The organism is Echinicola rosea (assembly GCF_005281475.1).
In the GTDB taxonomy this organism is placed as follows: Bacteria; Bacteroidota; Bacteroidia; order Cytophagales; family Cyclobacteriaceae; genus Echinicola; species Echinicola rosea.
Genome location: NZ_CP040106.1, coordinates 4,744,092 through 4,770,286, shown reverse-complemented (window position 1 = coordinate 4,770,286; position 26,195 = coordinate 4,744,092). Strand labels below are relative to the sequence as shown.

Sequence of the window (26,195 nt, the reverse complement as noted above, 5' to 3'; positions counted from 1 at the left end):
TCGACACCAGTAATCACAGAAATATTAAATAAGTTTTCACAGAAACCACAAAAATGCCTTATTTCATTCCGGGTGTTCTGTGAGAAATAAAATCTACTGGCAAGAAAGCGTATAATCAAATTGGAAGTTACCAAAATGCTGCAGTCACTCTATTTGAGCGAAGATGGCATTGATTTTAAACTGAAAGGAACCAAATGAATGAAAAGATTTAGAATCAAAGAAAGGTTTAAATTTTTTTTGGAACGGCAGTTTGTGAAGGGGGCTCATGTTCAGTTGCTGTTTGTGGCATTGCTGATTGGCCTGATTTCTTTGGTGGGTGGGTTGCTGGTGATGCCTTCAGATGAATCGACCAGGTCTCTCGGTGAGGAAGTTTGGTGGGCTTTTTTGCGCTTGTCAGACCCGGGGTATCTGGGAGATGATGAAGGGAGCTGGAGGAGGTTTATTTCGACCATTCTAACTGTGCTTGGATACGTGGTTTTTTTAGGCTCTATGGTAGCCATCATTACCACTTGGCTAAACATAAAAATAAGAAGCCTCGAACAGGGCTTCACTCCTGTATCCGCAAAAAACCACATTCTGATTTTAGGCTGGAATGCCAAGACCATACATACCGCTGGGGAGATTTTCCAATCCGTCGGCCGGTTGCGCAGGTTTTTAAGGTTTTATGGAGCCAAAAGGCTCAACTTGATTATCCTGGCGGAAGACGTGACGCCCGAGCTCCTGCAAGAACTGCGCGATAATCCCCTGATCGGAAAAGGGGCAGATGAAATTATCCTTCGCACCGGAATTCCCATTGACCGCGAACACCTCAAGAGGGTGGATAGCCTGAACGCAGCAGCGATCATTATCCCTAGTTCGGCCTACACGGGCAAGGAACTAATCACTCCGGACGTGGAAACAATAAAGACCCTATTGTCCTTGAATGCCGAAGCGGAAGATTCTCCGGTCAAAGGCCGGTTTCCCTATGTCGTCGCCGAGATACAGGATAAAAGTAAAATCAAAGCGGCTTATCGGGCCTATAATGGGCCAATGGAGGTGATTGGGAGCAATACCATCATCAGTCGCTTGCTCGCGCAAAACATACGGCATCAAGGCCTGTCTGCTGTCTATAACGAACTGCTGAACCACAGTGTAAACAATAATATATTTTGTCGTGAATATCCGGGGGCAGTCGGCGAGACGGTGCATGACCTGAAACAAGCCTTTCCCAAAGCGATATTACTGGGGGTAGTCCGGCGGGTGGCCGATAGACTGACTCCCATGCTCAATGTCGCACCCGATTTTACCATCGAAAAAGAAGACCGTCTGGTGTTTATTACCCGAAATTCATCGGATATTGAATTAAATCCAAATGTCTCCATCCAGCAAAAACCACCTATCCAAATAAGGCATAAGCTAAAAGTGGAGGAGCAGGAGGGAGTAGTGAAGATTCTGATCCTGGGCTGGAATCACCACATCCCTGCTTTGGTGAGAGAGCTTTGTACCTATGAAGATGAATTTTATGATATTACGATGGTTGCGGTTTACCCGGCAGCAAAGCGTGAGGTGGAGCTTCGTAAGATAGAAAACCTTACCGATAGGGTGACATTAGAGCACATTGAGGAAGATTATGTGAATGGATCCGTGCTCAAAAACCTAAACCCCACCGCATACGACAATGTGTTGCTGATGAGTAGCGAGCGGGTTTTGGAGAAGGAAGAGGCGGATGCCCGGACGATTGTAGGCTATGTGTTGCTTGAGGAGCTGCTGGGAAGTGGGCGTAAAAAGCCCAATGTTGTTCTAGAACTTTCTGATCCGGACAATGAAGCCTTGCTGAGAAAATATAAGGCAGAGGTGATTATTAGTCCCTTGATTTTGAGTAACCTCCTGGCAGGAATTGCCCTGCAAAGAGAAGTACACAGCATTTGCAAAGAGCTTTTTACCGCTGGGGGAGCGGAAATCATCTTCAGGAACATCGAAGAATATGGATTGGAAGCCGGAATTATAACCTTTTCTGAGCTCGAAAATAAGGCCGCAGAATTTGGGGAAATCGCACTGGGGATTTACCACGACAATCAAAGCCATAAAAATGATGAAAAACTCCTGCTTAACCCCGGGAAATTCAAAAATTTAGAAATCAATCCGGAGGTGAAGGTAGTTGTATTGACCACGGTTTACTGAACATCGGGCACCGTATAAGAGTAGAATTAATGGGGCAGCTAGCAGGCGGTACTTGCTATATGCTGATTTGCCATAGGCAGATCAGGCATGATGTACAGTGGCAATACAGTAATTACAAAAAGTAAATTAACTGCTAAACGGAAAGGTAAGTGCCTTCTAATCCCGCACTTGCCATAGCTACGGCCGTTATGAGTAAGCTGAACAACGACAAATAATGAATTGGAGAAAAATAGATGATAATTGGAAATCCTTTGTAGGGGATTATGACTTGAAAGAGGAAAGTGGTGAGAACAACTACTTTTATGGAAAGCAAGAATTATATAAGGCTACAGAAGACTTTCAAGGATTTCGAGTCTATTACGAGAATAAATTCAATAAATCTGCTGAACTTGGTTTATCTTTTCGTGTTGGACACCGATTAACAATGGTCTCACTCATTAAACTCGATAAAAAATGGAGGATGACTGTTGAACGAAAATCTCTTTGGAAAAGAATATTTAATTCAACTGACAAGCTTATGGTTGAATCTACAGATAGGTCTGTAATTGGTATTATACCTCTTGAAAAAATTGAGAAAGTCACTTCATATCTACCTGACCTAAAATTATCAATTAAGGAGTTTGATAGATACCAAAACGAACAAATTCCTTTTGGACAAACAGTTTTAATGATTGAATCAAAATATCAACCTCAAGAACTTGAGCAATTGACAAAACCTCGTGAATTGATGACTTTTATTCTTGAGAAACTAAAAATGAATAATAAAATAAAGCCAGTAAACGATAACTAAGCATTCGTGTGGCAGGAACGGGCAAACCGCAATGCGGTATTAAACGAGTGGTGCTGGGAATGCTCAACGCTCAACGTAAAAATGATAAAAAACAAAAAAGCTAAGTGGATTGTCAGGTTGTTGTTATTCGTTGGAACAGCCATTTCTATGTTTTTTGTACCATGGATTTTAGTAAAGGCGTGGGTATTACCATTACCTGATACGGTTCAGGAACAAGTAGATGAAGCCATTGGACATGGATTTGATGGAATGATTGTTTATGTGGACCAAGCAGGAAAGCCACCACAATATTATACGGGTGGCTGGAAGGACAGAGAAAATGAAATACCTTGTGACCCAAAATCACTCTTCAAAATTGCGAGTATTAGCAAGTTATATACGGCTGTAGCGGCCACTAAAATGGTAAAAGAAGGGCGCCTGTCTTTTGATAAAACGCTCACTGATTATCTTCCAGAGCTCAAAGGTAGCATTGAAAATGCGGAAGAAATCACCCTAAAAATGATGATCCAACACCGGTCAGGTATTCCAAACTTCACGGATAACCCAGCTTATTGGGAAAATGAAACGGAAAATGGCAAAAATGCCTTAGCGTTTGCCCTAGACCTACCAGCCAGTTTTAAACCGGATCAGGGATATGAATATTCAAATACCAATTATTTATTGCTTCGCAAGATTATGGATGATGTTTTGGGGTATGACCATAATGAATATATCAAGGAGAGGATATTGATGCCACTGAACCTCCAAGACACCTTTTTTTCAATTTCTGAAGTCGATTTAGATGATGTCATGAGTGGATATTATATGGGAGTTGAGGAGGATTTTAAAGCCCGTGACAATGGAATGTTAGCAACAGCAAAAGATGTGGGGGTATTCTTGCGGGCCTTAAACGACGGTTCGGTTTTTGACGAAGGAGAACAAGAAATCTACCCCTATGAATATAACCATGGAGGTCTGGTGGTGGGGTATCAAAGCCTTGCCGAATACCACAAAGATATAGACACGGTAGTGGTTCAGTTTATCAGTACGACAGATTTTAATGGTTATGAATGGAATTTATCTGAAATTATAATTAACCGAATTGTTAAAATCATTCGAAAGAAAAGCTAGCCTTTTAGCTGTCGATTTACCTGATGGGGTCATGCAATATGCCAGTTGGAATATTCCGTCACTATTTCTTTTGAGAGCAATGGTGGAATTTAACTATATTGGGTTTTTTAAGCGAGTGAAACTTACAGATTTGCGAAATGGGACATTAGGCTCTTTTCATCATTATGCCTTGCCTTCGGGATAGGCGGGATTTTCGTCCATTTAATGTATGAGCACCATTGGCAGAAAAAAAATAATACATTCCTCCAAAATCACCACTAAAAATAGAAGAAGAACAAATAATATGCACAAAATCATCAAGCTACTGCTGACCTTTTGGATCACTTTTTTAAGTTTTTACGATGTTCAAGCCCAATTTGCCATTGTGGCTGAAGGGCGCGTCGCATCCATTGTGTATGACATCGAAAACTCAGCCCTGGACTCCATTGTGGCCCACCTGTTGGCAAAGGATATCGAGGCCATAACCGGCAAGCAGCCAAAAGTCCACACGCATTTGGAGGATGTAGAGGGCAATGTGATCATCATCGCAGACAGCAAGTCTCCATTGGTGGCCGAGGCTATTGATGTATCCACCTTCGCTGACCAGTGGGAGATGTACGGCCGTGTATTCGGGGATGCTCCTGCACCGGGGATTGACCAAGCCATGTATATCGTGGGAAGTGATCCGCGTGGCGCTGCCTATGGCGTCTTTGACCTTTCGAAAGAGATCGGGATTTCCCCTTGGTATTGGTGGGCCGATGCCCCGATTGAGCACAAGGAAGCATTATTGGTAAATGCCGAGGATAGTTTTTCCAATTCTCCGTCTGTAAAATTCCGGGGCATTTTTATCAATGACGAAGGCTGGGGGCTGGAACCTTGGGCATCGAAGACATTTGAGCCGTCAGTGGGTAATATGGGCCCCAAGACCTACGGCAAGATTTATGAGCTGCTCCTTCGGCTAAAAGGCAATGCGATATGGCCAGGGATGCATCCAAACACCCGAGCGTTTTTTACCGTGCCGGGCAATGCTGAGACGGCCGAGCTATGGGAGATGGTGGTGGGCACCTCCCATGCTGAGCCCATGCTACGAAACAACGTAGGAGAATGGGATTCCAAAACAATGGGGAGGTTTAATTATCGGAGCAATGCGGCTTCAGTTTATCGCTATTGGGAGGAGCGGGTGAAGGAGAGTGCAGGGATGGATGCGATATATTCCGTGGGAATGCGCGGTGTTCACGATTCGGGAATGGAAGGTTTTGGCTCCTTAGAGGAGAAGGTGGAAGGCCTCGAGAGGGTGATTTCCGATCAGCGGAAACTACTCGGCAAGTACATCAATGAGGAGGTTACCAAGGTGCCCCAGTCCTTTGCTGCTTATAAGGAAGTACTGGAGATCTATGAAAACGGCTTGGAGCTCCCCGATGATATCACCATCATGTGGCCTGATGATAATCACGGCTACCTCAAGCGTTTTTCCACAGCCGCGGAGCAACAACGCTCCGGCGGTGCGGGATTTTATTACCACTTGTCCTATTTGGGGGCACCGCATCCGTATATATGGCTTTCTCCGATGAGCCCAGCTTTGGTATGGCGGGAACTGACCAGGGCATCACTGCAGCAGATGAACCAAATATGGATTGCCAATGTGGGAGGGCTGAAGCGCCGCGAGTGGGGCATGGAGTTTTTTATGGACTTGGCCTGGAATACCGATACTTGGAATCCGGACAATATCCATCGGTTTTTTGAACAGGTGGCCTCAAGGGACATTGCTGAAAAGCATAGCAAGGAGATTGCTGACCTGATGTGGGAATACCATCGGCTGGCCACTGAGCGAAAACCTGAGTTTATGGGATTCAACAAATCCCAATGGAACGGATGGACGCCTATCCGTGATCCTTCGTGGAGTCTGTGGGATGATGGCGATGAGGTAGAAAAGCGCATTCACCGCTACCAGGAGTTACGGTCCAAAGCCCAAAAAATCATGGCAGAAATCCCCCAAGCTGCAAAGGATACATATTTCCAATTGGTATATTACCCAATAGCAGGCGCTGCAGCGATGAATGAGAAGTGGCTGTACGCCTTTAAAAGCCGGGAATATGCCAAGCAAGGTAGGGCTGTAGCAAATGCTTTCAGTGATTCGGCTTTTGCTGCACATGCTGAAATAAGCCAGCTGACAGCGTATTATAACCAAGAAGTGGCCAATGGCAAATGGGAACATGTGGTGGATAAAAGTCCTAGCTATAAGAAGGGTTCTTTGGTCTTTTGGGAACCGATCACGGAGCGTGTCGCCACAGAAGAAAAAAGGGGGCTTGGAGTCGCCATTGAGGGACAATCAGCACCGATTCGGCCTGTTCAGGGCAGCCAGCCAACCGTGACTACCAGGGGCGATGAAATTACCATGAGTGTAACTGAGGCGCAGTTGTCTGGAGAGTTGGTGAAAGGTACGGATGCGGAAGGAACCTATATCAGCTGGCCGGATGATGGGACACAGCGGAAAATTGAAGAGCCGTATTATGACGTGATCCCTTATGAAATCGGAAGTGATACCAAGGCCGAATTTGAATTTGACCTGGGAGATAAGCCTGGAGGGGTGCATACGCTTTATTTATCGGTTGATCATCCAGACACCGACAGTGATTCATGGTGGGTTACACTCAATGACAAACCGCCTTACCGTTCGGAAGAGGCCGTTGGGCGAAACAAGAAACTGAAAGCCCATGATTTCGTCCTTAAACCTGGCGTGAATAAACTGACCATCCACCCCGGGGAAGATGGTGCCAAATTGTATGGAGTGGAGTTTGTCCAAACATCACAGGATATGCCACCCCGGTATAGCAATGAACATTACTTGCCTAATTTTGACCGGTATAGGGATCAGCAATATTTTATCGACGTTTACAGCAGGGGAGAGACCAAGGAAGCGTGGGCTGCCGATGCCAGCGAACCCTGGATCATTTTGAGCAAAGAGAAAGGTGAATTGCACGGTGGACAAGACCGTATTTGGGTCAGCCTCAATAATGACGAAATGCCTTCCGAAGGTGCCCTACATGGCCACGTTTCGATCACTAACGGTCACCAAGACTATGAGGTAGCCCTTGCCGTAAACAGCCCACAGGTGGGCTTCCAGCCCGGAGATTTTGTGGAAGCCAACGGGGTCATTTCGATGCAGGCAAGTGACTTTAGCAGAAAAGAGGCAGGAGCGCAGGGCGCTTTTCAGCCATTAACGGGATTGGGGCGCAGTGGTTCAGCCATGTTGTTGTCACCGATGAATGGTTGGTATGTTGAGAAGCTGTCTGATGTACCGCGAAATAGCCCCGTGCTGGTATATGATGTGGTGGTTACCCGCGGTGGACAAGGCAAGGTTCGGGTAGAGGCTGTACCGGGCTTTCCACTGATTCCATCAAAGCAATTGCGATGTGCCATTAGCATTGGGGACGACTCCCCACAGTGGGTGGATTTTGAAATGGGAAGTAAGTCCAAAGGGCAGCCTTGGATTGACAATGTACTGGAAAGTCGCATGATGGGTGAAGTAGAGATGAAACTGGAGCCTGGTACGTATCAGCTAAAACTATGGGGAACAGATCCTTCCGTATCAATTGATCGGATTACGATTGATTTTGGAGATGCTCAATCATATGTTTTACCATAACCTTTTTTATTTATTGGTCTCAATCGCTAGTGAAAATGATGCGCTTTCAGTGCAAGACTTTCAGTTTAGGATAAATTTTTTAAATTGAAAAAATGGGATCAAGCAAGCTCCGAGGAAACCATACAGTGAGTTGGTTGACAGTCCACATATTTTGGGTTACCAAGTATCATTATCTGGTACTACGAGGACATGATCAACGCTGCTGTAGGGATTTGCTGAAACAAATATGTGATGCATAAGACGTTAGGATTCTTCAGAGTGTAATAAGTAAGGACCATGTTCACATGCATATTCAATATAGCCCGAAGCATTCCATTTGCGACTTGGTAAAGCGTATGAAAGGCCGGACTTCACGACGTCTTCAATCGGAGTGTCCTGAATTAAACAAACGCTATTGAGGTCGCCTTTTTGGGCTATTGGTTATGGTGCTTGGAGTACAGGAAATATAACCGATACGATGGTTGAGGAGTATTTAGAGCACCATCGAGACATCTCGAATACTGACGATCAGGATAATTTTATCCTAGAGTAAGTATCAGAATTTCATTCTTGAACTAACCTATGCACTTCTAGTGCACAGAGGTTTATTTAGCAGAAACCAAATGCTTAAATATAAATTTCTAATAATTTCCATTTTCCTTTTTAGTATAGGATGTTCTGATCAGACTAAATCAACTAAATTTCATAAAAAATTCAAAAATGAGGATATCTCAGAGACAATAAATCTAAAAGGCAACAAACATATTTTCGAGCAAATAATTTCTCCAATCTTTATAATGAAAAAAGGAGACAATTTAATTATTGGTGAAAGTAGAAGAATTAGTCCTGAAAACCCCCTAATTCATATAGTCAATATAAAATCCAAACAATATAAGCAAAGTAAAGGAGTAGTTGGATTTGGGCCTGGTGAAACTCCCGATATACTTAATTTGACATCAGGTTTAAGTGAAAATTCATTTTGGGTGGTTAGCGGTATGTCAAAAACATTTTATGAATTTAATTTAGAAGACACAACATTGCTGGCTAGCAATCAAATTAAGCAAGGTGAAGATTTATATATGGCCGGATTAATGCAATGGTCCTCTGATTCGACTATAATCTGTAGGATGGTAAATGACCCGCATCAGTTTGTAGAATTTAACATATCAGGAAATCGAATTAAAAACTTTGGTGATTGGGACAATTATCAATTGGGTAAAGATTTAAATGACTATATGATGTGTGATCTTCATATGGGACAATTCGATGGAGATGCATCATCAGGTTTTTTTGCAGCGGCTGGATTTTATAGAGATCGAATAGAACTACTAAACCGAAATAAAGGAACTATTGTTACAATTGATGGCCCTACATTATCCCCTCCCCAATTTGATATTGTAAGTGGGAATAATGGTGCATCATCTAGTATTGTTGTAGATTATAATGAGCCATTGTCATATTTGGATGTTGCTATTGATAATAATCTAATATATGGACTTTATTGCGGAAGAAATGAAAAAGAAATCAATAAAAAAGGAGAGTATGGGAATCGCATTTTCGTTTTTGATGTAGCAGGGAATATACTGAGAGAATATAAACTAGATATTTCAATAAGAAATATAACTATCGATTCAGAAGGTGATAGAATTTTAGGTGTTACTACTGACAAGAATCCAGGAATTGCGGAATTCCCATTACCATAGAATTTTACCCAGTTGAAATATTTGAGAACCTTTAAACCCAATTTATAATTTTTAATCCTTGGTTAGATACCTTTAAGTTCATGAATTTTTGGAAAGAATCTCTTTAATAAATGTGTTGAATATCGTAACCACTAACTTGGGACTGTCCGAATAGAGAATTTTAGTCACTCCCTTTCCACAATTATTATAAATCAGAAGCATTGAAAGGATTCATTTTTGCCTTGTAAATAAGGCCTGTAACATTTGAATATATTATATTTTAGACTCATCAGCTTAATAAACTTGAAAAAAGGTCATCAGGAGATCGATTGAATTGATAATGTTCATCACGATAGGGCGTCAATTTTGACCAAAAATTCATATAAATGAGGTTTCCGATACGGTAAAAAATTGTTGCATTTTGCACTTATATCTGCCGTTCCTATGGAACTTGTCCTTATGTGCGTAACCATTTTTGGTGCAGGAGACGACCTGCACCTTCTATATGCCCCTCCGCGAAAGGCGGATTAAACAGGATGCTCCGTTGCCAACGCATAAAATTCATTAACCCGGTTTAGCATCCAAATCAACTAATCAATCTTTCAACCTATCCCGACATCCAGCAAGCTAGGCAACTGCGATTCCCAATGCACAAATCAAGGCAAAGTGCCAGCGGCACGATGAATGCTATAACCTGCGGATTTATCCGCAGGAGGTTTGACATCTCCCCAACCTTCAGAAGGAGTGCCAGCGGCTCGGATGATAGTAATGCCTACATGAAAATTATTTCCTTTCGAAACACTAAACGCATTTGCCCAGAGTGGCCGATAAAATGAACAATTATTCTTAACTTATACATATAATAAATTACTATCGTCCGACTAAATTTCACATACACTGAAAAAGTAGATTTAAACGATAAGAGGAAAGATTTTTTCTATTTCCTAAAACTAGCCCCTACGCTGAAGAGGTTTTCAAAAAGTCCCCTTTAGGGGATTTAGGGGTGAATTTTAACGAAATTCCTTCAAAAGCAAAGTCTTTGCTCTATCGCCACTATTAAATTAAAAACACTTCAATTATGGCCATATTGTTAGAAATGATATTTGCAGCCCTGTTTACCGATTGGAAAAAGGTAAAGTGGACTTTTAGAAAGAGAGAAGCAACGGCCGATTCTACTGCCCAACATTCACAAAGATGAGTCCATATCACATTCTTAATGGCGATGCACTCAAAGACCGCTTTCCCAAGGAAATCACTGGTGAAGTGATTGTTATGCGCGAATGCTTGGTAGATGGTGAGGTGAAAAGTGAAAATTTAAAAGATTTTTTCGCCAAAAGGGCAGCATTTATCGCCAATGCTTATGGGGATTTCTCGGAAGAGGATTATTTCAGCCAAACGGTTTTAGAATTGGAGAAGATCACCAAAATCGTCCCCGGGTCCTCCATTTATCTTTGGTTTGAGGATGACCTGTTTTGCCAGGTCAATTTTTGGTTTGTCGTAAATTTACTCCATAGCAATCATAAAGAACCATGCAAGGTGTATTTGGTCAGGCCAAAGACGAGTCTTTTACTCGGTTTTGCGGGGCTTGATCAAAAGGGGCTCCAGAAGGCTTTTGAGGATCGGGTGGAAATCACGCAGGTGGCCAAGATAGCCCAGCTCTGGGACAGGTACCAAGCTAATGATGGTGATTTGCTATGGCAAGGTGCCCGGGAATTGGAAGAATTTTTTCCTTTTATGCTTACTGCGGTGGAGGCCCATCTGGCCAGGATTCCGCGAGGCGATTACCTTGGAAGGCCTAAAGAGGCATTACTGGAAATCATGAAGGAATTGGGGACGAAGGAGTTTGTGCCTGTTTTTAAGGAATTCCACAAGCGAGAGAGTATTTATGGGTTTGGTGATTTGCAAGTGAAGCGGCTTTTTGATGAAATCTAGCATCAAGGAAGGGCAGGGGATATCCATCATTTCCTGCCCCTCCTTGATTGATCAATCATCTATTCAATCTGGACGACCTGCTTTGGGGCATTCCACCCTCCAATTTCAATTTTGGCATTGATCTTTTCCAACTCAGCATAGGTGAGGGTGATGGATTTTTCTTCCCCAGGTACCAAAGAAACATAATTATCGCTATAGAATGTAGGCAGTAACCTTTCTCCGGTAGCGGCGTCAATAAGGGAAATACGGTTAAAGAAAGAAACCGTATTTCCAGACGGGTTGGTCAGTTGCAGTCTTATTTTATCCTTGGCTATTCTGGTGGTCTGTGCTTGGACAGGAGCTTTTGCCATGCTTTGTAGGCCGGAGTAATTGCCCGCAGCATCTGGCAGCCAGTAGAAATTGTCGCTGAGGACTTCCTGTTCAGTATTCAGTAACTGGACAGAAAGGAACATACCTTTTTCAGCACTGAGTTCTTGAATGCGCCTTTGTAGCGACATGATCAGCCGGATGCTGGATGGTTCGATATAGCAAAATACCTGTGTAAGTTGCTGATCGTTGCCTTCCATGTCATAAGCCGTCACGCGAAGCATGATGTCGTGTTGCTGTTCGAAGGTGTTGTTGGCGATCATGATATTTCCCTTAACGGGATCGTACATCCCATGAAGCGCTTCACTGCCGGTGCGCAGGCCGTAAAGGCAGGCATTGGGATCCAGGTAGTAATCATACATTTGGCCACGGAGGGAAGTCCAAGGGTTTTGTGTTTTCCAGATGATCACCCCCGTGTACCAGTCCCACATATGGGCCGAAAACCCTTCTATGAGCCCACGGTATTGATTGTAATTTACCAGTTGTGCTTTCGCGGCAAAATCCTCCATGTCGGTAGGAGTGCCATATGGCTCCATGGCATCGCCATAATCGATGTATTTATGATAGCTCCAGACTTCGTCCCGCACCTTTTCAGTGCCGTCCATTTCGATTGGGATGACCTGATTTTCTTCTGGAATGAATCGCTTCAAGGATGCGGCATCTCCAGTACCTACCGAGCCTACTTCTGAATTGAACGGCCAGGTTTTTTCAGCCCAGAAGGTGGAGATGTCCTGAATGCCATAGGGACCATCGCCATTGCCACCTTTGAAGTTATAAGACATCTCATCGCTATTGGAATAATCGATGAACCAACGCGTGCCGTCCAGCTGGGGCAATACGTCTTCTTTTAGGGCCTTGAGAATGTCCGCAGGCGGGGTGATCTCATTTCCACCACACCACATGGCCAGTGACGGGTGGTTTCGAAGCATTTTCACGACGTCTGCAGCAGATTCTATAAACAGCCCGTGGTCATCGGGGTATTGCCGACGCGTCCATTGGTCGTCTTTTTTCTTTGGATCCAACCACCTTCCGTTGCAGTCACCAGACATCCAGAAGTCCTGAATGACCAGCATGCCGTACTTGTCACATGCTTCGTAAAATTCAGGCCGTTCAGGCAATGCCCCGCCCCAAATGCGGATCAGGTTAAGGTTCATGTCCCTGTGGAAGCGGATTTCGGCATCGTACCGTTCCTCCGAAAATCGCAGCATGGCATCCGAGATGATCCAGTTTCCTCCCTTGATGAAAATCTTTTGGCCGTTGACAGCGATCTGTTGACTGCGGGTATGCTCGTTCCATTCGGTCTGGATTTCCCGAATGCCAAAGGTGACTTTTTCGTGGTCGGAAATCTCCGCACCCGTGATGAATTGAAGGTCAATACCGTAAAGGGGCTGCGCTCCATAACCATTCGGCCACCAGAGCTTCGGATTTTGCACTTGGAGGTCGGGCAATGCGACTTCCGTTGTTTGCTGTGCTGGTAGGGTGACGTCTTTGCGGACAGTTTTTCCGTCGAGGGTGTACTGAAGGGTGCCGCTGAGGGGATGATCTTGTGTGTTTTGCAATTCGGTAGTTACTTTGATGGTAGCAGGAGCCTGTTTGGTACCGGGCATCCGCTTACCGTCCACCAAGGTGACGATATGGGGATTTTTGAGATTGACAGCTTTGGTCTTTTCGATGAAGACCTTGTCCCAAATGCCCGTGTTTCTGTCACGCACAGGTTGGATCCAGTCCCAGCCAGCAGTATATTGGAGGGCCACGCCTTTAGCAATGGTGCCATCACCACCTTGGCCTCCATTGGGATTTCCTACGTGGTCAGCAGGGTGTACCAGTACCGCCAGCCGGTTATTGCCCTCCTTGCTGAGAAACTTAGTGACGTTAAACTGCTTTCGAAGGTACATGCCTTTGTACGGAGTTGGGTTTACTTTTTGGCCATTGAGAAAAATATCCACGCTATAGTTGATGCCTCTAAAGTTTAGCCATACCTGTTCTCCCGATTTGGCTGTTTCCGAAAAATCGGTGACAAACCAATACGTATAGTATTCCCTTCCCGTATCGTAAATATCCTTTATTTTTTCATTGTTTAGGCCATAAAAGGGATCAGGTACTTTTCCGTTGTTCAGCAGAGTGGTAAGCACTGTACCGGGAACAGTGGCTGGCATCCAATCTTGAATTGGGAATGAGACCTTGGATAGGGCCTGGCCTTCTGCTTGCGTTTCGTTTACTGGATTGCAATACCAGTCCGTTTTAAGTTCATATCGCTGCTGAGCTGCCCCCAATTGAACAAATAGAAGCGAGAACAAACAGATTTTTACGATCTGTAAGGTAGTTTTCATAGGTCTTGTGTAGGTTAATAATAAATGTGTAGTCTTTGAGGGTAGGTATAAAAATAATGAAAAAATTAGATAAATACATATCATTTTGTGATAAATGGTTGTTTGTATAGCATTGTTAATGTAAATTTTTAAAAAACTAGAGTAAACAGGTTTGCTGTTAAGGAGGATAGGGGCTGGAAAAATGGCGGCGGACTTTTAGACAGGTTTTGGAGGGGGAATTGAGATTTTTTTGCTAGTTTGATTTTGAACATTACTCAGCAGCCCATTAAGGGGATAGACAAGAAGGATTTCAGCTTAAATTTAATGACCAAAACGTACATAAATCATGAAAGAAGGTAGTGTGGGCATTCGAAGAATTGTCCCTAACATCTATACTGATCAAATAGAAGCATCGAAAGCGTTCTTTTTAAAGTATTTGGGGATGGAACTGGCGATGGACATGGGGTGGGTGTTGACATTTGTTTCAACAGAAAACCCCACTGCCCAAATCAATCTCTTCAAGCATGAAGGTGGTGTTCCTGTCAATAATGAACCGGTCTTTATGTCCGTAGAAGTTCAGGATGTGGATTCCATGTACCAACGGGCAAAGGAAATGAACTACCCCATTGTTTATGATATTCGGGACGAAAGCTGGGGTGTCAGGCGTTTTTTTGTGAAAGCACCCTGTGGAGCGACACTCAATTTACTCGCCCACCTTTCTCAAGGTTAGTTGACAGGAGCAATCCAGACCAGAGAACCTGCACCATTAGAAACCGTAAAATGATCAACAATTGAAAGCAAAACTCATTTATTTTTGGTCCAACATTCAATCCAGCTTTTGGTTTGTGCCTTTAATTCTTATCCTCTGTGCTATTTTGGCAGCATTTGGATTGGTTTTTCTGGATGATGCAGTAAAAGTAGAGCCTTCTGGGATTTTTAGCTATTTTCTTATCGGGAGTGCAGATTCTGCCAGAAGTGTATTGTCCACCATAGCAGGCGCGATGATAGGAGTGGCGGGTACGGTATTTTCCATCACATTGGTAGCCTTGACTTTGGCATCTTCCCAGTTTGGCCCGAGACTATTGCAGAATTTCATGCATGATAAGCTCAATCAGGTGGTTTTGGGCTCATACATTGCCACTTTTACGTATTGCTTGGTAGTGCTAAGTACTGTTAAGTCCAGCGATAGTTTGCAATTTTTGCCGACTATTTCGGTAGGTTTTTCCATCATTTTGGCATTGGTCAATATTTTCCTATTGGTGATTTTTATCCACCATATTTCCATTAGTATCCAAGCTGACCAAGTGGTATCCAATGTCAATAGCAGTTTGAACCATCACTTTCGGAGGTTGTTTCCCAAGGCAGAAGAGGAGGAAGAGGTACTGGAAATTGCTGATTCAAAAATCGAAAAATTAAAGCAAAATGCCCGCTATAAGGAGGTCTATAAGGTAAAGAGGAGCGGTTACCTCCAAGTAGTCAACAGGGAACGGTTGATTAATCTTGCGAAGGAAATAGAAGGTTTTATCGAAGTGAAAAAGCATGCCGGTCATTTTCTAGTGGAGGGGCAGGAAGTTTTCACGGTGTATGGTGAGAAGGAGTTGGAAGAAGGATTTGAAAGCCGGCTTTTATCTGCGCTCATCGCAGGAAACAAGCGGAATTCGACCCAAGATAGTGAATTTGCCGTACGGCAAATGGTGGAAGTAGCTTCCCGGGCACTGTCTCCAGGCGTGAATGATCCCTATACTGCCATTACCTGCATCGATAAGTTGACCGATTCTATTTGTTACCTTACTGCCGTGGACTTGCCGGGCCCTTATCGTTTTGATGAGGATAAAAAACTCCGATTGATCCTGAATACCATGAGTTTCGATGGAGTCGTAAGTGTGGCTTTTAACCAAATCCGTCAATTTGGTCAGAGCAGTCCTGCGGTCCTCATCCATTTGATGGGTGCTATGGTGACCATCTATAAATTGTCCGAACGGTCTGAACATAAACAGGTGATTTTAAAACACGCTAAAATGATCCTTCAGGCAGGGAAGGAGCACTTTGGTGAGCGCAATGACTACAGAGACTTGGAAGAGCGCTATCAACAGTTGGATATTTCGGACAATACCTTACAAAAAGATAAAGTATAAATTTCCCAGGTGGGCTTAATTGATAATCCATATTCAGTTGGCAGTTAGTCAAATCAGCAGGACTGTCCAAGGCTTACCTTGGTAGAAGGACGGCAGACAATCGACTTTTTCCTCAGATATTTCATTTTATTATTTATTAGTTGCGCGAACTGTTTTAATTTTATGGCATGTCTAACGAACCAGCGAATTTGTCACCCTTTTTGGCTGAATTAGCCAAAGAATTGGAGGGTGATTTATATTACGATCAACTCATGAGAACCCTGTATGCGACGGATGCATCGGTATATAGGGAATTACCTTTGGCGGTAGCTTTACCCAAGACCAAAGACGATATCAAAAAGCTCATCCATTTTGCCAATACCCATAAGACCTCCCTGATCCCCCGAACTGCGGGAACTTCACTGGCAGGACAGTGTGTAGGGGATGGCATCGTGGTGGACGTGTCAACGTATTTTACCCAAATTCTGGAGTTTAACAAAGAAGAAGGCTGGGTGCGCGTGCAGCCTGGCGTGGTCCGTGACGAGCTAAATGCATTTCTAAAGCCCCATGGGTATTTCTTCAGTCCCGTGACATCGACTGCCAATAGGGCGATGATCGGAGGGATGGTGGGAAATAATTCCTGTGGCACCACCTCCATTATCTACGGATCTACCCGTGAGCATACCTTGGAATTGCAGACCATCTTGAGCGATGGATCTGAGGTGACTTTTACCCAGCTTTCTAACGAGGAGTTTGAGGAGAAAAGGAAGCAGAATGATCTGGAGGGAAAGCTATATCAAGGGATTTATGAAGAGCTCAGTCAGCCAGTTCATCAGGAAAATATCAGGAAGCAATTTCCCAAACCCTCTATTCAGCGCCGAAACACGGGGTATGCGGTGGATTATTTGTTGGAGACCGCGGTGTTTTCGGAGAAGGATACGGCTTTTGATTTTTGTAAATTACTGTGTGGATCGGAAGGAACGCTGGCATTCACTACCGAAATCAAAATCCACTTGGATCCGCTTCCAGCACCCAGGGATGTGGTGGTAGCTGCTCATTTTGGGACGATCCATGAGTCCATGAAGGCGACCCAGCTGGCGATGAAGCACCATCCGACGGCTTGTGAGCTGATGGACAAAATCATATTGGACTGCACCAAAGAGAATATCGAGCAAAGTAAGAACCGTTATTTTGTGGAAGGGGATCCGGAAGGAATTCTGATGGTGGAGTTTAGGGACGAGATAGAAGAAGGAGCACTCCAACAGGCACAAAAGATGATCGATGCCATGAAGATGGCCGGGTTAGGCTATGCCTACCCGATCATCACAGGCGAACGAACCAAAAATGTGTGGACATTACGAAGTGCAGGGCTTGGCCTACTCGCTAATATCCCTGGAGATAGAAAAGCCGTGGCCTGTATTGAGGATACGGCTGTGGATATCGATGACCTTGCCGATTTTATTGATGAATTTGGTGAAATCATGAAAGGCTTTGGCCAAAAACCGGTGCATTATGCCCATGCCGGAGCTGGTGAAATTCACTTGCGTCCCATCTTAGATTTAAAAAAATCCGAAGATGTGGAGGATTTTTATAAAATCACCGAGGCCGTGGCCAAGTTGGTGAAAAAATACGACGGCTCTCTCAGTGGGGAGCATGGTGATGGACGAGTGAGGGCGGCATTTATCCCTATCATGGTCGGGGAAGAAAACTATCAGCTTTTCCGCAGGATCAAGAAAACCTGGGATCCCCATAATATATTCAACCCTGGAAAAATCGTGGACACGGCTCCCATGAATAGTTTTTTACGCTATGAGCGTGACATGAAAACACCGGAATTCGAGACCACGATGGATTTTGGGCATGTGGGAGGAATTTTGCGGGCAGCTGAAAAATGTAACGGATCCGGGGATTGTCGAAAACTACCTGTTTCCGGTGGTACCATGTGTCCGAGCTATATGGCCACCAAGAACGAAAAGGACACCACCCGCGGTCGTGCCAATACCCTAAGGGAGTTTTTGACAAAAAATACCCAACCTAACCCATTTGACCATCCGGAGATCAAGGAAGTGATGGACCTTTGCCTGTCTTGCAAAGGCTGCACCTCGGAGTGCCCTTCCAATGTGGACATGTCGAGTCTCAAAGCGGAGTTTCTTCACCAATACCACAAAACACACGGCATACCGCTTCGGAGCAAGGCCTTTGCTTTCATCAATAACCTGAATGAATTGGGCAGCTTGGTGCCGGGGATGACCAATTTCCTGATGACCAACAAGTCCACAGGAAACATGATGAAGAAAGTGCTTCGTGTGGCCGAAAAGCGAAACTTGCCCACGATTTCCAAAGTCAACCTCAGGAAATGGTACAAAAAGCACTATGGTAACTTGCCAACGCCTGCAAAAAAAGTGGGGTCAGTTAATTTTTTCTGTGATGAGTTTACCAATTTCAACGATACTGAAATCGGCATCAAAGCCATCAAACTCTTGAATTATTTGGGGTATGAAGTAAAGATGGCTGACCATCCGGAAAGTGGAAGGGGAGCGATTTCCAAAGGCCTTTTGGACAGGGCTAAAAAGCTGGCCAATCAAAATGTCAGTCTTTTTAAAGATAAGGTGACTTTGGATGAGCCCTTGATAGGAGTGGAGCCATCAGCCATTCTGACATTCAAGGACGAATATCCTCGCCTGGTAAACCAAAGCTTGGTTGAGGATGCCAAAAAGCTGAAGCGCCATAGCATGATGGTGGATGAGTTTTTGGCCAAGGAAGTCATGCGTGGCAATATTTCCGCTGAACAGTTTACCAAAGCCAGTAAGAAAGTTCTGCTTCACGGCCACTGTCATCAGAAGTCCCTTTCTTCAGTATCCTTTACACAAAAGCTGTTGACACTGCCTGAAAATTACACGCTGGAAACCATTCCTTCCGGCTGCTGTGGTATGGCGGGGTCTTTTGGGTATGAGGAGGAACACTACGAGGTCAGTATGAATGTCGGAGAACTGGTGTTGTTTCCGGCGGTTCGGAAAGCCGATGAAGCTACCATTGTGGCTGCACCTGGTACAAGTTGTAGGCATCAGATTGCCGATGGAACGGGGAGAAAAGCCCTGCATCCCGTGGAAGTCTTGTTTGATGCTGCAGGTTTATAAGCATTTGATGGGCAGGTTTTTTACACCTGCCCATCTTTTATACTTGTTTTTTGTTCTTTGGTAGCATATTTGAGGGTGTCCTTTTTGTAGTTGTTATTATTCACCTAATAAAATATATTCCTTCACTTTTTAGGTATATATTTGTGCTTTTAAAGTAAAATTTCATGCCAAAGCTGATACGGATTACCACTGTACCCCTCTCATTAAAGTTGTTGCTTTCGGGTCAAATGAAGTACATGAAAGCTGCTGGCTGGGACGTGCAGATGGTGAGTGCAGGAGGGAAAGAAGTCAATGAAATCATTTCAAAAGAGGGCTGCGAGCACCAAAGCATTCCCTTTACCCGACAAATTACGCCTTTACAGGATTTAGTAAGTCTCTGGAAGCTGTACCAATTACTAAAAACCGAAAAGCCGGACATTGTCCATACGCACACACCTAAGGCCGGGCTTTTGGGGATGCTGGCGGCAAAGCTGGCAGGGGTGAAGATCCGGATTCATACGGTCGCCGGATTGCCCTATGTGGTGACCAAAGACAGCAAGCGGAAGATGCTGGAAAATGCAGAGCGCTGGACGTTTAGATACGCCACCCATATTTGGCCAAATGCCCATTCATTAAAATCCTTTATTGAGAAAGAAAAACTCGCCCGACCAGAGAAATTGGAAGTGCTGGGGAATGGCTCTTCCAATGGTGTAGATCTCGTTCGTTTTAGTCGAGAAAATTTGAAAGAAAACCACTTGGTAGCAGCTACGATGCGGGTGATGCCCGGGGAGAATGATTTTATCATTTTGGCTGTAGGAAGGCTGGTGAAGGACAAAGGTATTCAGGAATTAGTGGAGGCATTTCTAAAATCCAAGATTGTAAATAAGTCCAAACTGGTACTGCTGGGCGACTATGAGCAGCACTTGGATCCCTTGGATGAAGATGTCATTCGGAAAATTGAAGATCACCCCAGAATTGTGCAGGTGAGTTGGTCAGACCACGTGGAGCACTACTTGGCCATTTCCGATGTGCTGGTCCATGCTTCCCACAGGGAGGGTTTTCCAAATGTTATTTTGGAAGCAGGAGCCATGCAGGTACCGGTGATCTGTTCTGATATCCCGGGCAATACCGACATTGTTCGCAACAAGAAAACCGGGTTGGTATTTCCGGTAAAGAGCGTGTCGGTGCTGAAGGATGCCTTGGAATTTGCCTATGTCAAGAGAGAATCGATGCAGGTATTGGCGGATGTATTGTTTAAGGAAGTGGTCGAAAAGTACGACAGAAGAAGGATGCATGCATTGATTTTGGAAAAATACCACAGATTGACCGGGCATCAGTAACCAAGGATTCAGTAATCTATAGATTGCGGGCTGCAAAGTCATTCTTAATTTTACAATTTTGGAATCTACATTCTTCCAATAACCTTCTATCTTTACCCTATGAAAGACACCAAGAAGGTATTGATCATCACTTATTATTGGCCGCCAAGCGCTGGATCTGGCGTACAGCGCTGGCTAAAATTCGCCAAATTTTTGCCTGATTTTGGCTGGGAACCGGTGATTTTTACTCCCGAAAACCCTGATTTTGAGCTGAAAGATGAGACGATGAACAAGGAGGTCTCCCCGCAATGGGAGATCATCAAATTTCCCATTTGGGAGCCATATGGGGTGTTCCGGTTTTTGAAGAAAAAAAAAGGAGGCAAAATTGCAGACCCTTCCAAATTGATTGAAAAGCGGAAGAAAAACTGGTTTGACCAGACCGCCATTTGGCTCCGTGCCAATGCCATTGTCCCGGATCCAAGGGTGTTTTGGGTGAAGCCATCCGTGGAATTTTTGGAAGACATCGTCAGGAGAAACAATATCAAAGCCATCATCACCACCGGCCCACCTCACAGCATGCATTTGATAGGGCGTAACCTTAAACGAAAGACAGGACTACTTTGGGTAGCAGATTTTAGGGATCCTTGGTCCACTTGGGAATTTTTGGATACCCTCCCGATGATGAAAAGTATCCGTAGAAGACACGAGAAACTGGAAAAGTCGGTGTTCGAAGAAGCCGAAAAGGTGGTGACTATTTCTCCTACCTTTAAAGGAGAGTTGGAAAAGATAGCAGGCCGTAGCATCGATTTGATCACCAATGGTTTTGATTCGGCAGATTTACCTAAAGGATTCAAGAAGGAAAAGGAAGGTAATGGTGTGTTTGAGGTCGTCTATACGGGGATCATTGATGCGATACGCAATCCATTACCCTTTTTGGAAGCATTTAAAGCTGCATTCGAAGCGGGTGCCAGAGAGGTGAAGCTGACCTTTGTGGGGCGCGTAAGTGAAAAAGTCACGCACTATATCGAAGGTGATCCGTGGCTTTCGGAGCGAGTGGAATTTGCAGGATACGTGCCTCATGAGGAGGTTTTTGCTTTTTACGAACGTTCAAACATGCTGCTATTGATCCTGACGAACACCAAGAATGCAAAGGGAAATATCCCCGGAAAATTGTTTGAGTACATTGCCACGGGGAGAAATATCGTAGCCTTGGGAGATCCAAAAGGGGATGCTGCCACGATTATCAACGAAGCCGGAGCGGGTAGTGTATTTTCCCATGAAGATGTGCCGGGAGTAAGGCAATACCTCACTGATCAGGCTTTGATGGAAGAAGAGACTTCGGCTGATCGTGACATTACGCGCTTTGAACGTAAAACATTGACCAAAAAACTAGCCCAATTGCTCGATGAGCAGATCGATTCCATTTCTTGAACTAGCGCCCATGCACGCCGACTTGGCCGATGAGCTGAAGGTGAAGTTTGCCAAACTGCTGGAAAAAGGCCTGTTTTCTGGCGGCGAGGAAGTTGATGCGCTGGAGAAAACGATGCGGGAGTATTTAAACGTACCTCACGCAATCCCCTGCGCCAATGGAACGGACGCATTGGAGCTGGCATTGCGAGCGTTGGAGATTGGTCCCGATGATGAGGTGATCGTGCCGGCGTTGACTTGGGTATCCACAGCGGAAGTGGTCAGCATGGTGGGCGCAAAGGTGGTTTTTTGCGATGTGGATGGTCATGGCCTGATGGATCTATTGCAGCTTCCTTCCTTGTTGACTGCTCGCACAAGGGCCATCATCCCCGTGCATCTTTATGGAAAAATGGTAAACATGGAGCGGTTGCTCAAACTAACGGTAAATACTGGAATTCACGTCATAGAAGATGCCGCACAAGCTTTTGGGGCAGTACAAAGGGGCAGGAGTGCAGGGACGTATGGAGCGATCGGCTGTTTTAGTTTTTATCCAACCAAAAACCTGGGTGCACTTGGAGAAGCGGGGCTATTGGTTGTCCAGGATGCTGCGTTGGCAGAAAAGTTACGGTTGCTGTTGAACCATGGGCAATCACGTAGGGATAGGCATGAAATCGTCGGGAGGAATGGCCGGGTCGATACCCTACAAGCAGCATTTTTAAATGTGAAATTTCCTTATTTCGAGGCCTGGCAGCAAAAACGTAAAGGGCTGGCAAAGAGCTATCTTGATCATTTGCAGCATCTTAAGGGGATCACTGTGCCATCAAGTATAGTGGAGGAAGATCATAACGCCCATCTTTTTACCATTCAGACAGTGCAACGTGATGCCTTGAAGGCTTATTTGGCAGAAAAGGGAATTGGTACTGCTGTTCATTATCCGCTTCCTGTTACTGCTATGAGGGCTTTTAAAGTGAACAAGGAATTTCCTGTAGCCTCCAGACTTTCCAATCTCACCCTCTCCCTTCCCTTGCATCCATATCTTCACGAAGATGATGTGAGGAGAGTCTGTGAGGAGGTACAACGATTTTTTCAGTAAGGTAAGGTCTAAAGTAGGGAGATTTTTTGGAGTTTTGATCTAAATAAGGAGTCCTTGGCCAGCGTTTACGGATCGATGCCGATTTTTCTCAAGTACTTATTGACCACGACATTGAAGTCTGGGGAGCATTTGGTGAAATATACTGCGGGGATGTACAGGAGCAGTACGATGGCTCCTTTTAGGATCAAATTGAGGTAAATATTTTCGACATTCGGAATCCAGTCCGTAACAGCCCAAACTCCCGCTATGATCAGAGTGGTTTTTAGGTTTTCGGAGGTGAATGGACTTAGCTGGTACTTTTGACGAAGAAAGAAGTAGCGAAGCGCATTGATCAAGGCCATGCTGATCAGGGAAGCCACTGCCGCACCAGTGACGCCCATGATAGGAATTAGAAAGTAATTGGTGGCAATCAGCAAGGCAAGTGTCAAAAAACCCATAAAGAGGTTGTAATAATAGTGTTTTGAAACCGCGATGATTTGGTAATTGACAGAAGTGATACAATCCACCAGTTGGGCCAGTGCGGTATAAAGCAGGACAGGGATGGCAGCAGCATAACTTTCACCCAGGTAGCCACCAACACTGTAGCGGTTGCACCAAATGCCCAGAAACAACAAGCCACCGACTACCAACAAGGTCTGGCTGCTTTTCTTGTAGATCGACTGGATCGTGGAATAGTCACCTTGCGCCATGGATTCTGAAATGGTCACGATAGATACCCTTCGGATGGCTTTGGCCGGGACACTGATGACCACGCCAAAAAAGAACAGGGTGGTATAGACGCCCACCGCATCTTCCCCCATCAGCCACTGTACCATATAGGTATCAATGTACAGGATCAAACCACCACTTAGGATTTCCAGAATTCCCGAGGAGGAGATTCCGGCAATGGTCTTTTTTTCATCCGGCGTAAAAGGCCCCGGCTTTCCAAGAGTAAATACCTTGGCACGCTTTAGCATGACGAAGGAGATGGTGACTGGAAGGATGAAAATGGCCAGGTTAAGGTAAATGAGTTGCTGGAAATTGATCAAGCGAAAATAAAAAAACACTAAACCAAGGATGGGCAGGGCCTTTTGTATGATGCTCTCGGCGATCACACCAGGAAGCGGCTGGTGGTTGGTGCGTAAATAGGCGTCCAATATGTATTGGAAAATCCTAAAGCCAATGACCACTAGCATACCAAGGTAAAATTCATTGTTGTAGGCAAATCCCTCAAATCCTCCATCTTGGGTTTGGAAGATAAATGTCTTTGTAAGTAGAAAAACGGGTACCGCCAAGAGTAAACCCACCATTCCCACCAATAGTGAAAAGGTAATGAAACTTCTTTTCTTTTCAGGCTTGGTTTTGAACTCTGGCACCATCTTGAGGGTGGTGAGGTTGGTGCCCAAGGTAAAGATGGAAGCAAAAAGAGCTGTAGTATTTAGCACCAGTTGGAGCAGGCCAATTTCACCCTCTGAGAGGATTTTAGGACGCAGTAAAGCAGAACCGACAAAGCCGATCAGGATACCCGCATAGGCGATGATGGTCGTTTGTGAAGACTGCGTCCTGATGGTGCCCATAGGTTATGGTTTGATCCAAAAAGTGGTGTCCGATAGTCCCGTGGTACAGGTGAAATGCTCCCAATCCTTCAATACCCTAAAGGCCAGCTGATAGCTAGGCCGATCGGAATTGTCCAGAATCATCAGCCCGCCGGATTTGAGTTTGGGAAGTGAATTGAGCAAGCAGGCCACTCTGGCGCGTCCATCCACCAAAACGAAATCAAAATACCCCTCTTCAAATTCATCTGCCACATGAAAATAGTCCCAAAACTCTGTTTTGTAGGGATAGTCTTTTTTGGTTAATTGATGCGTTTTGAAGAAGGCGGGGAGGTTTTTGGGTTCATCGATTTCTTTTTCAGTAATTAATCGGTAATCGATGTTTTCCAGACCATTTTCATCCATCCACCGGTGTACATGGGTGTACCAGCCTTCATGGTGCTCTACGCTCACCAGTTTATTGACCCGGGAAGCAAAGAACTTGCTGCTGGATCCACTTCCAAATTCCAACCCAACCATGTCTTTGTCCAGCCACGATTTAAGGAAGTTGACAGCGGAAGGGGCAAACCAAGGAGCAGGTTTATTCCACCACCTGTAGGTGTAAAATACTCCCTTGATTAGTGGCCGGCAAATCCTGTAGCGAAGGTATTCCAGCCCGGCACCTCTTTCCCTTTTCCAGTTAGTGTTAGGGAGGATACTCTTTTTTTGGGCTATTTTTAATTGTTCGATGAGGGGATTTGCCATGTTTGATTGGGGAACTTTAGCTTTTGGTGGTCAAACTTATAAAAAAATCGTGTTATTTACCGCTGATCTTTTGAAAGATGTTTTTCCAACGATAAGATCGAATAAACTTTCCTTCTTCTTTTGTGACAGCTCTTTCGGTCTTATCAAAAAACGAAGCGATGTATCCTATCATGCTGTCCCATAAATACCGTGGTTTTTGCTGTTTCCATGTGACCTTGGCCATGGATAAAAAAGCAATTCCCAGCCCATAACGCATCTTGTACATGGCTTGGCCTTGTAAGTACTTGGCTTTTTTGGAATAGGCTGAACCTGTGGGACGCAAATGTTTTACTTTCAGTTCAGGAACAGTGATGACCGCAAAGCCATGGTACCTCGCCAGCAGCTCGTCGATGGTATCCCAGCCAATGGTGCACCGCAGGCCATTCATTTGGTCAAAACAATCCTTACGATATGCCTTGAAAGCGCCTCTAACGTGGTCTTTTCCCATTGGGTGGTTAAGCGTCCATTTAGCCCCTACTTTTTCGTAAGCAAACCCGCCGACGATTCCTGCCTTGGGCTGCTGTTGGAAGATGGTCGCAATTTCTTGGAAATAATTTTTGGGGAGAATCAAGTCTGCATCCAGCTTTACAATAAAATCAAAGGGGTGATTGACTGCCTCCAACCCCTTCTCAAATGCCGCCACTACTTTGCTGCCGGGTAGGCGGGAGGCTTCCGTTTGGCTATGAACTGCCGTGATCCAAGGGAAATCATTCGCATACCGATCGATGATGGTTGCGGTGTGGTCCGTAGAATTATCGTTGACGATAACCACTTGTCTGGGAAGGAGTGATTGTTGGGTAAGGGAATCGAGCAATAATGATACATACTGCGCTTCATTGTGCGCAGGAATGATTACACAATAGTCTAACATCATATGT

At 44.7% G+C, this 26,195-nt stretch carries 16 protein-coding genes and 1 pseudogene; 13 read left to right on the top strand and 4 right to left on the bottom strand.

Going from position 1 to position 26,195, the window contains the following annotated elements; translation table 11 throughout:
* Positions 1 to 198: 198 nt before the first annotated feature.
* From FDP09_RS18680 to FDP09_RS18645, 7 genes and pseudogenes are all read left to right on the top strand, one after another.
* A complete protein-coding gene (locus FDP09_RS18680; RefSeq protein WP_137404110.1) occupies positions 199 to 2,160 on the top strand; it encodes a CASTOR/POLLUX-related putative ion channel in 1,962 nt (653 codons plus the stop codon).
* A 214-nt stretch (positions 2,161 to 2,374) separates the two neighbouring features.
* Positions 2,375 to 2,950, top strand: a complete 576-nt coding sequence (locus tag FDP09_RS18675) for a hypothetical protein (RefSeq protein WP_137404109.1) — start codon at positions 2,375 to 2,377, stop codon at positions 2,948 to 2,950.
* A gap of 81 nt (positions 2,951 to 3,031) precedes the next feature.
* Positions 3,032 to 4,060 carry a serine hydrolase domain-containing protein gene (locus FDP09_RS18670; RefSeq protein ID WP_137404108.1) on the top strand — a complete coding sequence of 343 codons (1,029 nt, stop codon included), beginning with the start codon at positions 3,032 to 3,034 and terminating at the stop codon, positions 4,058 to 4,060.
* A 283-nt stretch (positions 4,061 to 4,343) separates the two neighbouring features.
* Positions 4,344 to 7,685: a glycosyl hydrolase 115 family protein gene (locus FDP09_RS18660; protein ID WP_187328710.1), complete on the top strand. Its 3,342-nt coding sequence runs from the start codon at positions 4,344 to 4,346 to the stop codon at positions 7,683 to 7,685.
* Positions 7,686 to 7,777: 92 nt separating this feature from the next.
* Positions 7,778 to 8,217, top strand: a pseudogene (tnpA, locus tag FDP09_RS18655) (IS200/IS605 family transposase).
* A 70-nt stretch (positions 8,218 to 8,287) separates the two neighbouring features.
* Positions 8,288 to 9,367: a BF3164 family lipoprotein gene (locus tag FDP09_RS18650; protein WP_137404105.1), complete on the top strand. Its 1,080-nt coding sequence runs from the start codon at positions 8,288 to 8,290 to the stop codon at positions 9,365 to 9,367.
* Between the two features lie 1,173 nt (positions 9,368 to 10,540).
* Positions 10,541 to 11,278, top strand: a complete 738-nt coding sequence (locus FDP09_RS18645; protein ID WP_137404104.1) for a DUF1835 domain-containing protein — start codon at positions 10,541 to 10,543, stop codon at positions 11,276 to 11,278.
* Positions 11,279 to 11,337: 59 nt separating this feature from the next.
* Here the strand turns inward: FDP09_RS18645 and FDP09_RS18640 are convergent, their stop codons facing one another.
* Positions 11,338 to 13,974, bottom strand: coding sequence for a glycoside hydrolase family 2 protein (locus tag FDP09_RS18640; RefSeq protein ID WP_137404103.1), 2,637 nt, complete (start codon positions 13,972 to 13,974; stop codon positions 11,338 to 11,340).
* Positions 13,975 to 14,299: 325 nt separating this feature from the next.
* Here FDP09_RS18640 and FDP09_RS18635 point away from each other — a divergent pair, with 325 nt between their 5' ends.
* From FDP09_RS18635 to FDP09_RS18610, 6 genes are all read left to right on the top strand, one after another.
* Positions 14,300 to 14,683, top strand: a complete 384-nt coding sequence (locus FDP09_RS18635) for a VOC family protein (RefSeq protein ID WP_137404102.1) — start codon at positions 14,300 to 14,302, stop codon at positions 14,681 to 14,683.
* A gap of 61 nt (positions 14,684 to 14,744) precedes the next feature.
* Positions 14,745 to 16,088: a DUF2254 domain-containing protein gene (locus FDP09_RS18630; RefSeq protein ID WP_137404101.1), complete on the top strand. Its 1,344-nt coding sequence runs from the start codon at positions 14,745 to 14,747 to the stop codon at positions 16,086 to 16,088.
* Positions 16,089 to 16,255: 167 nt separating this feature from the next.
* A complete protein-coding gene (locus FDP09_RS18625; protein ID WP_137404100.1) occupies positions 16,256 to 19,204 on the top strand; it encodes an FAD-binding and (Fe-S)-binding domain-containing protein in 2,949 nt (982 codons plus the stop codon).
* Between the two features lie 164 nt (positions 19,205 to 19,368).
* Entirely contained in the window at positions 19,369 to 20,523 is a 1,155-nt protein-coding gene (locus tag FDP09_RS18620; RefSeq protein WP_137404099.1) for a glycosyltransferase family 4 protein, read from the top strand.
* 99 nt (positions 20,524 to 20,622) lie between these two features.
* Complete coding sequence (locus FDP09_RS18615; RefSeq protein ID WP_137404098.1) at positions 20,623 to 21,933, top strand: glycosyltransferase family 4 protein; 1,311 nt, start codon at positions 20,623 to 20,625, stop codon at positions 21,931 to 21,933.
* Positions 21,908 to 23,002 (top strand): DegT/DnrJ/EryC1/StrS family aminotransferase, encoded by a 1,095-nt coding sequence (locus FDP09_RS18610; RefSeq protein WP_137404097.1) that lies wholly within the window; start codon positions 21,908 to 21,910, stop codon positions 23,000 to 23,002. The genes FDP09_RS18615 and FDP09_RS18610 overlap by 26 nt, the downstream gene beginning before the upstream one ends.
* Positions 23,003 to 23,067: 65 nt before the next feature.
* Here the strand turns inward: FDP09_RS18610 and FDP09_RS18605 are convergent, their stop codons facing one another.
* The 3 genes from FDP09_RS18605 to FDP09_RS18595 are packed head-to-tail and all read right to left on the bottom strand — an operon-like array spanning position 23,068 to position 26,191.
* Entirely contained in the window at positions 23,068 to 24,558 is a 1,491-nt protein-coding gene (locus FDP09_RS18605) for a lipopolysaccharide biosynthesis protein (RefSeq protein WP_137404096.1), read from the bottom strand.
* Positions 24,559 to 24,561: 3 nt separating this feature from the next.
* Positions 24,562 to 25,278 carry a class I SAM-dependent methyltransferase gene (locus FDP09_RS18600; RefSeq protein ID WP_137404095.1) on the bottom strand — a complete coding sequence of 239 codons (717 nt, stop codon included), beginning with the start codon at positions 25,276 to 25,278 and terminating at the stop codon, positions 24,562 to 24,564.
* Positions 25,279 to 25,330: 52 nt separating this feature from the next.
* Positions 25,331 to 26,191, bottom strand: a complete 861-nt coding sequence (locus tag FDP09_RS18595; RefSeq protein ID WP_229683529.1) for a glycosyltransferase family 2 protein — start codon at positions 26,189 to 26,191, stop codon at positions 25,331 to 25,333.
* Positions 26,192 to 26,195 lie beyond the last annotated feature (4 nt).